This is a genomic window from Streptomyces sp. NPDC033221, assembly GCF_055577005.1.
The window spans coordinates 1-12,280 of sequence record NZ_JBVIQN010000014.1 but is presented as its reverse complement, the minus strand read 5'-3'; the positions used below and the strand labels follow the sequence as shown (position 1 = coordinate 12,280).

Genomic DNA, 12,280 nt, shown 5'->3' with positions numbered 1-12,280 from the left:
CTGCCCGGGCCGGAGGCCGGCCCACGCGGGCCGGCGGCGGGGCCGGGGCCGGTTGCGTCGTGGGCCGGCAACTCCTGTCGAACGGGGGTCAGCCGACGCCGTAGAACGCGCGGACCCGGTCGATCACGAAGTCCTGGTCGGCGGCGGTCAGCCCGGTGTGGGTGGGCAGATACAGCCCGTCCTCGGCGAACGTGTTCGCCTTGAGCGAGGGCCAGTCGGGGTGGAAATACATGGGCTGCCGGCTCATCGGCTTGAAGAACAGCCGGGTCTCGATGGACTCCCCCGCCAGGAACTCCCGCAGCTGCTCGCGGCGTTCGGCTCGCAGGTCGTACATCCACAGCACGTCCCGGGACGGCATCAGCGTGATGCCGGGGACGTCGGCGAGGCCTTCGTCGTAACGCTTCTCGATGCCGCGGCGCACTTCGAGGATCTCGTCCAGGCGCTCGGTCTGGGCCAGCGCGACGGCGGCCTGCATGGCGGTCATCCGGAAGTTGTAGGCGACCTTCTTGTGCAGGAAGCTGTGGTCCTTGGTGAAGGCCATGGCCCGCAGATGCGCCAGCTGCCCGGCGAGCTTGGGGTCGTCGGTGAGGCAGATCCCGCCCTCGCCCGCCGTGATGATCTTGTTGGCGAACAGCGAGTAGCACGCGATGTCGGCGACCGGGCGGACGCCGTGGGCCTCGGCACTGTCCTCCACGACCCGCAGGTTGTACTGGTACGCGATATCCATGATCGCGTCCATGTCACAGCGGCGGCCGTAGATGTGGACGGGCATGATGACCTTCGTCCGCGCGGTGATCTTTTCCTCGATGCGGGTGACATCGATGTTGAGATCGTCCGCGCAGTCGACGAACACGGGTGTCGCGCCGGTGTAGGTGACCGCCCACGCCGAGGCGATCATCGTGAACTCCGGGACGATCACCTCGTCCCCGGGGCCGACGCCCAGCGCCCGCAGCGCCAACGTGAGTGCCGCCGTTCCCGAGGAACAGGAAACGCCGTGCGCGACCTCGTTGTATTCCGCGAAGGCCCGCTCGAACCGCCCGACCATCGGGCCCTGCGACGATATCCAGCCGTCCTCGACGGCACCGGTCAGATATTCCAGCTCATTGCCGTCCAGCGTGGGCTTGGACACGGGGTACTTGAAAGACATTGGCTGCCTCTTCCTTACCTTCCACGAATTCCTGTGACGTCGGTATGTGCGCGTGGGCGCGTGCGCGGCCTTACACCGGGGCAGCCAGAGCCGCATGTGCCCGGATCACCTCGGCAGCGGCCTCCCGGCCGCCCGCCGCACGGTGCAGGGCGCCGAGCCGTTCCGCGTTCTCACGGAAGGAAGGGGTGTCCAGCACCCGTGTCAGCTTGTCCACCACATCGTCGACATCCATGTCCCGCGGCCGGTCGAGGGTCAGGCTGATGCCGAAGTCCCGGCCGCGCGCGGCCTGGTCGTAGCAGTCCACCCACAACGGCCGCACCACCAGCGGCTTGCCGAAATAGATGCCCTCGTTGTAGCCGTTGCCGCCGCCGTGGGTGAAGAACACCTTCACGTTCCGATGGGCCAGCACGTCCAGCTGTGACGGCACCCAGCTCTCGATCCGCAGATTCGCCGGCCAGGAGTCCCTGGGCGGCAGCAGACGCTGCTGATCGGACGGCAGCTTCCACAGCACCTGGTGCCGTCCTTCGAGCCGGCGGGCAACCTCCACCATGGCGTCGACCTGCTCCTGGGTGAGCCGCGTGATCGTCCCGAATCCCGCGTAGACGACCGAGGACTGCTCGTCCAGCCACCGTGAAAGGCCGTCGTCCTGTGCGGATTCCGGCAGCGGCGGCACCATCGCGCCGAGCATCCGGAATTTCTCCGGGATGTCGAAGCGGTAATCGAGTTCGGCGACCGAATGGCACAGCACCATGTCGGCGTGGTCGATCCGCGATATCAGACTGGCCTGCCCGAGCCCGGCCGCCTTGCGCCACCGGTTGTCCTCCGCCACCAGCTTGCCCATCGAGGGCGTGAGGAACGCCGCCAGGGTCCGCCACTTGAACAGCGCGTTGCTCACACGCTGCGGGAACGTCATCGGGTACGGCAGACCCGTGTGCGGCACGGGGAAGCCCTTCGGGGTGTATCCCTTGGTGAAGGGCGTGAACGCGGTCAGCACATTGCTCGGCAGGAACGGCACACTCAGCGCGAAAGGAATTTTCCGCGCGATGGCCAGTTCCACCGCATACCCGGCGATGCAGTCGATGACCATCAGCGCCGGCTGGACCTCGTCGACGATGGCGGCGAGCTTCTTGAACTTCGCCTCCTGCGCGGCAGGGGCGAACGAGTGCTTGATGACCGCGCGATGCGCCTGGAACCGCGACGACTGGGTGACTTTCCGGTAGATCTCGTCGTCCCAGGTCACCGCCGACAGCTCGGGAACGACCTCCCCCAATGAGGCGAACTCCACCGGAGATCCGACCGAGATCTTCTTCATGTCCCCGCGCCGCGGCTCGTCGGTGGCGAACCAGAGGTCCGGCACGTTCTGGCGGGAGAGCTCCTCGGCTAGCACGAGCAGCGGATTGGCCAGTCCGCTCTCCGGAAGACTGACGAAGAGGATCGGCCGTCGGGCGGATTCCATGGATTCCCTTTCGCGATGACAAGCGGGGGTCGGCAAGCACACCCTGGTGCGGATCGACTGGCCGCACCCCCCATTGATCCCACGGCACGCACCGGAAAATCCTTAGACCCGGCGCGCGAATTATCGGGGGCGACAGCGGACCGGCCCTCCGCGTGAACGGAGGGCCGGAGCGGCGAAATCGGGGAAAGGGGGCGGCGGCCCGGGGCCGGGGCGCCGCTACGCGGTCTTGACGTCCTCCGCGATGATGCGCTCGATGTTGCGCTCGGCCAGGGCCGTGATGGTCACGAAGGGGTTGACGCCGATGGAGCCCGGTACGAGCGCGCCGTCCGTGACATAGAGGTTGCTGTACCCGGCGACGCGGCCGTAGAGGTCGGTGGCCTTGCCCAGGACGCAGCCGCCGAGCGGGTGGTAGCTGAAGTCGTCGGAGAAGTTCTTCAGCTGCGACCCGAACAGGTCGTAGCGGTACATCGTCGTGTTGGCCTTGTTGATCCGGTCGAAGAGCGATTTCGCGGCCTCGATCGCGGGCGTGTTCTGGTCGCGGGTCCAGCGCAGCTTGGCCCGGTCGGTGGCCTTGTCGTAGACGAAGGTGCCGCGCTCGGGGTTCTTGGTGATCGCCAGGTAGAGGCTGACCCAGGTCTCCAGGCCGGCCGGCATCGGGGCGATCTCCGCGAAGACCGGGGCGGCCGGGTTGTCCCAGTCGTCGATACCCAGGGCGGGGATCGAGGACTGGTGGGCGCCGGTGGGGTTCCAGACGTGGTTGGCCCGGCCGGTCATGATGTTGCCGTTGGGGCCCCAGCCCGCGCCGACCTCGGCGTTGAGGTCGGGCAGCGTTCCGGTGTCCCGGGCGCGCACCAGCAGTTCGGTGGAGCCGAGGCTGCCGGCGCCGAGGAACAGGTGGCGGCAGCCGATCTCCTTGTGGCCGACGGTCTTGCCGTCGGCGTCGATCTGTTCCACGGACAGGACATAGCTGCCGTCCGGCTGCCGGCGGATCGCCTTGACCCGGTGCAGGGTCTCGATGGTGACCTTGCCGGTGCCGAGCGCCTGGGCCAGGTAGGTCTTGTCCAGGCTCTGCTTGCCGTGGTTGTTGCCGTAGATCACCTCGCCGGCCAGCGCCGACTTGGGGGCCGTACCGTCCGCCTCCCGCCGCATGTGGCCGAAGTCGTAGACGTTGGGGACGAAGGTGGTGTTCAGGCCCGCCTTGCCGGCCTGGTCACGCGAGACCCGGGCGTACTTGTACCACTCCGTCTCCTCGAACCAGCCCTTGTCGATGTGGTTCACCTTGAGCATGGAGTTGGCGCGCGGGAAGTACCGGTCGTACATCTCGGCGGCGTCCACCCGCGGGAGGACCTCCTGGAAGTACGAGCGCTTGGGTACGACGGCCATGCCGCCGTTGACCAGCGAGCCGCCGCCGACGCCCCGCCCGACGTACACCGACATCTCGTCGAAGTGCACCTTGTCCAGCACGCCCGCGTACGGGTCGATGTTCCTGTTGATCACGTCCAGCCACAGGAACGAGCCGAGCGGGGCCTCGGTGCGCGACTTGAACCAGCTGGAGCGGCGGTCCGGCTTGAGCATCCCGCAGAAGACATTGCCGTCGTCGGCCGGCTCGTTCCACAGCTGACCCATTTCGAGCATCAGCGTCGGGACGCCCGCCTCGCCGAGCCGCAGCGCGGAGACCGCGGCGCCGTAACCGGTGCCGATCACCACGGCCGGTACGAACGAGCCGCTGTCGGCCCGCGGGCTGCCCTGGCCGGCGGCCGCGGCGCGCGGGGCGGCGGTGATCGTGGTCAGTCCGGCGGCGGCAGCACCGCCGAGGGCGGCCAGTCCGAGCAGACGGCGCCGTGACAGATGAGGGTTCTGCTGGTTTTCGAACACGCTGGAAGTACCGACCTTCGCCGACTGGACTCGTCCCCGGAGGGCTGTTCTCACGGCGGCGCCCTCGGTGGGGGCCGCAGACGTCGCCCACCGGCCCGCTTCGCCGCGCGCCACCATGCTGCCCGGAAAAGACTGGGGATTCTTCCAGAGTCACGGAGTCCTCGACCGGCACGGCAGGCAGCACAACTCTAGGAATTCCAGGCTGTTTCGAGCCGTACGGTCCGGCCATGAACTCACATTCCACGGCGGCCGTGCTGACCGCCCGCCGTATCGCCGTGTCGTTCGTGGCCACCGTGTCGGCAGTGGCGGTCACCGCGCCGCTCGCTCCGGCCGAGGCCCACGCCGCCCCCGCCGGCGCGGGGCGGCACGCGCCGCAGGCGCCGCTCGCCGCGCACGGGATTCCGTTCACCGACGCCACGGTGACCCAGCAGGAGGACGGTTCCTTCACCGTGTCCTGGCAGGCGCCCGGCGTCGACGCGGTGACCGTCTACACCGGCGGCAAGGCCGTGGCACACGGCGGGGCCGAGGGCACCGTCACCGTACGCGGGCTGCCCGCCGCCGACCGCCGGTGGTTCCGCCTGGTGCCCGGCCGGGGCGCTCCGCTCACCCTCGCCGACCGGTCGCTGCGCCTGGCGGGTGCCGCCAACTTCCGTGACGCGGGCGGCTACCGCACCGCCGACGGCTGGTGGGTGAAGATGGGCGTGCTGTACCGCGCCGACGCCCTGCACGCACTCACCGACGCCGACCTGGCCACGCTCCAACGCCTGGGCATCCGCACGGCCTTCGACCTGCGTACGCCGACCGAGCGCGCCGAGGCCCCGGACCGCGTGCCCGCGGCCGCGCGCCATGTCGTCGCCGACGTCTTCGGCGGGGACGTCGACGACGAGCTGCCCGCCACGGCCGAGGCGTCCGAGCGGCTGATGACCGGCTCCTACCGGCGGCTCGTCTCCAAGCCCTCGGCGACCAGCGCCTACCGTGCGCTGTTCGGTCTCGCCGACGACCCCGGCTCCTACGCGCTGGCCTACCACTGCAAAGACGGCAAGGACCGTACGGGCGTGGCCACCGCCGTCCTGCTCACGGCCCTGGGTGTGGACCGCGACACGGTCCTGCGCGACTACCTGGCCAGCAACGACCACCTCGCCGCGGGCAACGCCGCCACCCTCGCCGCGCTGCCGCCCGAGGCCGCCGCCCGGCTCGCGCCGATCCTGGACGCCAGGGCCGAGTACCTCGACGCGGCTTTCGACGAGATCGAGAACCGCTTCGGCACCTTCGACGCCTATCTGCGGGACGGGCTGGGCCTGAACGCACAGATTCTGGAGCGGCTGCGCGAGGCACTGCTCACCGGCTGACCGGCTCCGTACGCCATGGGGCGCCGCCGAGTTGCTCGGCGGCGCCCCATGGCCGTGTGCGAATCGGCCGGCTCGGGAGGACCGGGAGCCGGGGCCCGAAAGCCCCGGCTCAGCGGTACCTGTCGTCCCGTCCGGTCAGGACAGGCCGAGTTCGTTGTCGAGCAGGTCGAAGACTTCTTCGTCGGAGGCGGACTCGAAGTCGAAGTCCTTGTCGGACCGGGACTCGTCCCGCTCGGCTGCCGCGGCGGTGTCCCGCAGGTCGTTCCACTTCGCCCTGAGGACTTCCAGCCGGCCGGCTATCTGCTCGTGCACCTCCTCGGTGATCTCCAGACCGCCGAAGGACTTCTCCAGCTTTTCGAGCTCGCCCAGGAGTGCCTCCGGTCCGGAGGCCGGCTCGGGGGCGATCCGGGCATGGAGATGGCCGACGAGTTCCGCCGGGGTCGGGTAGTCGAAGAGCAGGGTCGCCGGCAGGCGGATGCCGGTCAGCGCACCGAGCCGGTTGCGGAGTTCGACCGCGGTGAGGGAGTCGAATCCGAGATCCAGGAAGGCCCGGTCCTCGTCGAGTTCCATGGCTCCGGCGTGCCCGAGGACGGCCGCGACCTGGCCGCGTACGGCGTCGAGCACCACCTCGCGTCCTTCGGCCGCCGACAGGCCGGCCAAGCGCTGGGCGAAGGCAGCCGAGGCGTCACCGTCCGCAGCTGCCGCCGCAGCGCGCCGCCCCGGGGCACGGATCAGGCCGCGCAGCAGCGGCGGGATGTCACCCTGCTGCCGCAGCGCGGCGAGGTCCAGGCGGACGGGGAGTGCCGCGGGTTCGGTGCTGCCGAGCGCGGCGTCGAAGAGGGCGAGACCTTCCTCGGCGGACAGCGGCGGCATCCCCGAGCGGGCCATGCGCTGGAGGTCGGCTTCGGTGAGGGTGCCGGTCATACCGCTGTTCTGGGACCAGGGGCCCCAGGCCAGCGATACGGCAGGCTGGCCCGCCGCACGGCGGTGGTGAACCAGGGCGTCGAGGAAGGCATTGCCCGCCGCGTAGTTCGCCTGACCGGGGCTGCCGATCGTGCCGGCCACGGACGAGAACACCACGAACGCATCCAGAGCCGGAGACAGGGCCCGAGTCGCCTCGTGAAGGTTCCAGGCCGCATCCACCTTCGGACGCAGCACCGCCGCCAACCGCTCCGGCGTCAGCGACTCCACCACCCCGTCGTCCAGCACACCGGCCGTATGCACCACGGCCGTAGGCGCATGACGGGCAATCAGGTCGGTCACGGCCGCCGCATCGGTCACATCGCACGCCTCGACGACGGCTTCGGCACCGCCGTCCCGGAGTTCGGCCACCAGCTCCTGTACGCCTTCGGCATCCGGGCCGCGCCTGCTGACCAGCAGCAGGCTCCGTACGCCATGTTCAGCCACCAAGTGCCGGGCGACAGCGCGGCCCAGGCCACCGGTACCACCGGTGATCAGAACCGTCCCGGCCGGGTCCCACGCGACGTCCCGCTGTACCTCAGCGCGGGCCAGGCGGGGCACCAGCACCTCGCCGCCCCGCACCAACAGCTGCGGTTCGTCCGACGCCAGCGCCTGCGGCAGCACCGTCGTATCGGCGTCGCCCTCCAGGTCCACCAGCACGAACCGGCCCGGATGCTCCGACTGCGCCGACCGCACCAGACCCCACACCGCCGCGCCCGCGAGATCCGTACCGGACACCGCGCCACGCGTCACGAACACCAGACGCGAGGCGGCGAACCGCTCGTCGGCCAGCCACGACTGGAGCACGTCGAGCGCCTCCGCCGTCGCGGCGTGGACGGACTCCACCGTCCCGTCGGTTCCCGCCGTCGGCGGGACCAGCACGGTGTCGTGGCTGCCAGTCTCCGCGAGGTCGTCGAGATCCGAGTGGGGCCGCAGCGAGAGACCGTCGAGCATGCCCTCGGTGTCCTTGCCGAGCAGAGCGAGGGCGCCCGCGGGCTCGCCGGTGCGGGGGCCGGCGGTCCAGTCGACCTTGAAGAGGGAGTCGCGGTCGCCGGTCTGCAGCTGCCCGGCGGTGATCGGACGCGCGGTCAGGGACCGTACCGAAGCGACCGGCGCTCCGGCAGTGTCCGCAAGGGCGATCGACATGCCGCTCTCGGTGCGGCGGATGCGTACCCGTACCCGGGAGGCGCCGGTGGCGTGGAGCGTCACCCCGTTCCAGGAGAAGGGGACCGCCCCCTCGGCCGCTCCCCCGTCGCCCAGCAGCGCCGCGTGCAGCGCCGCGTCGAAGAGGGCGGGGTGCAGACCGTACGCGTCGCCGTCGGTGCCTTCGGGGAGCCCGACCTCGGCGTAGAGGTCTTCGCCCGCCCGCCAGGCCGCCCGCAGGCCCTGGAACACCGGGCCGTACTCGAACCGGGCATCCGCGAACCGCTCGTAGCAGCCCGCCACCTCAAGCGGCTCGGCGCCCTGCGGGGGCCACACCGTCGCGTCGAACGGCTCCGCCTCGGCGGCGGCCGGGGCCAGGGCGCCACTGGCGTGCAGCGTCCATAGGCCCTCGCCTTCCCGCGCGTGGACCGACGTCGGCCGGTGCCCCTCGTCGTCGGGTTCGCCGACCCATACCTGCACCTGGATCGCGGCGCCCGAGGCGGGCAGCACCAGGGGCGCGGCCAGCGTCAGCTCCTCCAGCTCACCGCAGTCCACCTCGTCGGCCGCTCGCAGCACCAGCTCCACCAGCGCCGTACCCGGCACGAGTACCGACCCCAGCACCACATGATCAGCCAGCCACGGATGCGAGGACACCGACAACCGCCCGGTGAACAGCAAGCCACCCGAGCCCGCCAGCTCCACCGCGGCACCCAGCAACGGATGCCCCGCCGACCCCAGACCCGCGAACCGCACATCCCCCGCACGTACCGCGCCGCCCGACGGCCAGAACCGCTCGTGCTGGAACGCGTACGTCGGCAGGTCCACCCACCGCGCACCCGAACCGGCGAAGACGGCGGACCAGTCGGCCGGCACGCCGTGGGCGTGCAGGCGGGCCAGGGCCGTGAGCAGCGCCGGGGCCTCCGGGCGGTCCTTGCGCAGTACGGGAGCCAGTACCGACTCGTCCGTGGCGGACTCCGCGGCGAGCGCGGAGAGGGCGCCGTCGGGCCCCAGCTCCAGGTATGCCGTGACGCCCTGCGCGTGCAGCGCGCCGATGCCGTCGGCGAACCGTACCGCCTCACGGACGTGGCTGACCCAGTACTCCGGGGAGCACAGTTGCTCCGCGGTGGCGGGTTCGCCGGTGACGTTCGAGACCACGGAGATGCGTGGTGTTCCATACGTCATGCCGTCGGCGACGGCGCGGAAGCCGGCCAGCATCGGTTCCATCAGCGGTGAGTGGAAGGCGTGCGAGACCCGCAGCCTGCTGGTCTTGCACCCCTCCCCCTCGAAGTGGCGTGCGATCGCAAGCACCGCGTCCTCGGCACCGGAGACCACGACCGACGACGGACCGTTGACCGCCGCGATCGACACATCCGGCGTCAGGTGCGGGAGGACATCGTCCTCCGCCGCCCGGATCGCCACCATCGCTCCCCCGGCGGGCAGCTGCTGCATCAGCCGGCCACGGGCCGCGACCAGCGCGCAGGCGTCCGGGAGGGAGAAGACGCCCGCCACATGCGCCGCGGCGATCTCTCCGACGGAGTGCCCCAGCAGCTGGTCCGGGCGTACACCCCACGACTCCAGCAGGCGGAACAGTGCCACCTCGACCGCGAAGAGGGACGCCTGGGTGTATGCGGTCTGGTTCAGCAGGTCGGCGTCCTCACCCCACACGACATCCCGGAGGGGGCGGTCCAAGTGCTCGTCCAGGGCAGCGCACACCGTGTCGAACGCCTCCGCGAACGCCGGGTAGCGGCTGTGCAGTTCACGGCCCATGCCCAGGCGTTGCGAGCCCTGCCCCGAGAAGAGGAACGCCGTCTTGCCCGAGCGGGCCCGGTCCTGCGCCACGACGGCCGTCTCACTGCGGCCCTCGGTCAGGGCGGACAACGAACGCAGCAGGTCGTCACGGTCCGCGGCCAGCAGCACCGCACGGTGCTGGAACGTCGAGCGGCTCGTTGCCAGCGTGTAGGCGACATCCGTGAGGCGCGCCCCCGGCTCACCGTTCAGGTGGGACAGCAGCCGTGCTGCCTGCGCCCGCAACGCCGGCTCGCTCCGGCCCGACAGCAGCACCGGCACCGGGACCGGCGGTCCAGACTCAGCGGTCTGGTCCTCGGCGGCGTCCGGTGCGGTGTCGGCCGCGACCGGTCCGGGCTGGTCTTCGGGCTGTTCCAGGATGACGTGGGCGTTCGTACCGCTGATGCCGAAGGAGGAGACGCCCGCGCGGCGCGGTCCGTCGCCCTGCGGCCACTCGGCCGCAGAGGTCAGCAGCTCAACGGCACCGGCACTCCAGTCCACGTGCGACGACGGCTCATCGACATGCAGCGTTCCAGGGAGCACGCCGTGGTGCATGGCCTGCACCATCTTGATGACGCCCGCGACACCGGAGGCCGCCTGCGCATGGCCGATGTTGGACTTCACCGAGCCCAGTCGCAGGGGCCGGTCCTCCGGGCGGTCCTGGCCGTACGTGGCGAGCAGCGCCTGGGCCTCGATCGGATCACCCAGCGTCGTACCCGTACCGTGCGCCTCCACCGCGTCGACATCCGCCGCCGACAGACCCGCGCTTGCCAGCGCCTGCCGGATCACCCGCTGCTGCGACGGGCCGTTCGGCGCCGTCAGACCATTCGACGCACCATCCTGATTCACCGCGGAACCCCGCACCACCGCAAGCACCCGATGCCCGTGACGACGCGCATCCGACAGCCGCTCCAGCACCAGGAGTCCGGCGCCTTCGGCCCAGCCGACGCCGTCGGCGCCGTCGGCGAACGCCTTGCAGCGGCCGTCGGGCGAGAGTCCGCCCTGGCGGGTGAACTCCACGAAGGTCAGCGGCGTCGACATCACCGTCACGCCGCCGGCGAGCGCCAGCGAGCACTCGCCCTGGCGCAGCGACTGCGCGGCGAGGTGCAGGGCCACCAGCGACGACGAGCACGCCGTGTCCACCGTGACCGCCGGACCCTCGAAGCCAAAGGTGTACGACACCCGGCCCGAGGCCACGCTGCCCGCGCTGCCGCTGCCTTGGTAGCCCTCGAACTCGCGCCCGGAGAGCAGCGTCGAGTAGTCGTGGTACATCACCCCGGCGAAGACTCCCGTACGGCTGCCCCGCAGGGTGGCCGGGTCCATGCCGGAGCGCTCCAGCGCCTCCCAGGCCGTCTCCAGCAGCAGCCGCTGCTGGGCGTCGGTGGTCAGGGCCTCGCGGGGGCTCATCCCGAAGAACTCGGGGTCGAACTCCGCCGCGTCGTGGAGGAAGCCCCCGGAGCGGGTGGCGATGGCGCCCTCGCGGTCGGGGTCGTAGGTGGCGTCGATCTCCCAGCCCCGGTCGGTGGGGAAGCCCGAAACGGCATCCACCCCTTCGGACACCAGCCGCCACAGGTCCTCGGGCGAGGCGACGCCGCCGGGGAACCGGCAGCTCATGCCAACGATCACGACCGGGTCGTCGGTCAGGGACGGGAGGGCGGACACCGGGAGGGGCTCCGTGGCTTCCGTGCCGAACAGCTCGTCGAGGAAGTGGCCCGCCAAGGCGTCGGCCGTCGGATAGTCGAACACGGTCGTCGCGGGGAGCCGCAGCCCGGTGGCCTTGCCCAGCAGGTTGCGGAGTTCGATCGCGGTGAGGGAGTCGAATCCGAGGTCCTGGAAGGCCCGGTCCGGGGCGACCGTGTCCGGGCTCGCGTGGCCCAGTACGGCCGCGACCTGGGCCCGTACGACGTCGAGCAGCGCCTCGCGCCGCTCCGCCGTGGACAGTCCGGACAGGCGCTGCACGATGCCGGACGCCGCGGCGCTTCCGGTGCGGCGGGGCTTCGTACGGATCAGGCCGCGGAGCAGCGGGGGCACCTCGCCCTGTTCGCGCAGGGCCGCCAGATCGAAGCGCACGGGAAGTGCCATGGGTTCGGTGCTGCCGAGCGCGGCGTCGAAGAGGGCGAGGCCTTCCTCGGCGGACAGCGGCGGCATCCCCTGACGGGCGATGCGCTGGAGGTCGGCTTCGGTGAGGGTGCCGGTCATACCGCTGTTCTGGGACCAGGGGCCCCAGGCCAGCGATACGGCAGGCTGGCCCGCCGCACGGCGGTGGTGGGCCAGGGCGTCGAGGAAGGCATTGCCCGCCGCGTAGTTCGCCTGACCGGGACTGCCGATCGTGCCGGCCACGGACGAGAACACCACGAACGCATCCAGAGCCGGAGACAGGGCCCGAGTCGCCTCGTGAAGGTTCCAGGCCGCATCCACCTTCGGACGCAATACCGCCGCCAACCGCTCCGGCGTCAGCGAGCCCACCACACCGTCGTCCAGCACACCGGCCGTATGCACCACAGCCGTAGGCGCATGACGGGCAATCAGGTCGGTCACCGCCGCCGCGTCCGTCACATCACACGC

General features: G+C 71.0%; 5 protein-coding genes. 1 reads left to right on the top strand and 4 read right to left on the bottom strand.

The window, feature by feature from the left end:
* Positions 1–88: 88 nt before the first annotated feature.
* The 3 genes from ACZ53K_RS19805 to ACZ53K_RS19795 form a co-directional block, all read right to left on the bottom strand.
* Positions 89–1,147 (bottom strand): DegT/DnrJ/EryC1/StrS family aminotransferase, encoded by a 1,059-nt coding sequence (locus ACZ53K_RS19805; RefSeq protein ID WP_468838030.1) that lies wholly within the window; start codon positions 1,145–1,147, stop codon positions 89–91.
* 70 nt (positions 1,148–1,217) lie between these two features.
* Positions 1,218–2,603: a glycosyltransferase gene (locus ACZ53K_RS19800; RefSeq protein WP_468838028.1), complete on the bottom strand. Its 1,386-nt coding sequence runs from the start codon at positions 2,601–2,603 to the stop codon at positions 1,218–1,220.
* Between the two features lie 216 nt (positions 2,604–2,819).
* Positions 2,820–4,478, bottom strand: a complete 1,659-nt coding sequence (locus ACZ53K_RS19795) for a GMC oxidoreductase (RefSeq protein ID WP_468838026.1) — start codon at positions 4,476–4,478, stop codon at positions 2,820–2,822.
* Between the two features lie 227 nt (positions 4,479–4,705).
* On the opposite strand from ACZ53K_RS19795, the gene ACZ53K_RS19790 reads away from it, so the two are divergent.
* Entirely contained in the window at positions 4,706–5,827 is a 1,122-nt protein-coding gene (locus ACZ53K_RS19790; RefSeq protein WP_468838024.1) for a tyrosine-protein phosphatase, read from the top strand.
* A 135-nt stretch (positions 5,828–5,962) separates the two neighbouring features.
* Here the strand turns inward: ACZ53K_RS19790 and ACZ53K_RS19785 are convergent.
* Positions 5,963–12,280 (bottom strand): SDR family NAD(P)-dependent oxidoreductase (locus ACZ53K_RS19785; protein WP_468838022.1); only part of this gene is annotated, 6,318 nt, incomplete at its 5' end.

Excerpts from the sequence above, each read along its gene's own strand:
- ACZ53K_RS19800 (WP_468838028.1), bottom strand. The coding sequence starts at position 2,603 with ATGGAATCCGCCCGACGGCCGATCCTCTTCGTCAGTCTTCCGGAGAGC.
- ACZ53K_RS19805 (WP_468838030.1), bottom strand. The coding sequence starts at position 1,147 with ATGTCTTTCAAGTACCCCGTGTCCAAGCCCACGCTGGACGGCAATGAG.
- ACZ53K_RS19790 (WP_468838024.1), top strand. The coding sequence starts at position 4,706 with ATGAACTCACATTCCACGGCGGCCGTGCTGACCGCCCGCCGTATCGCC.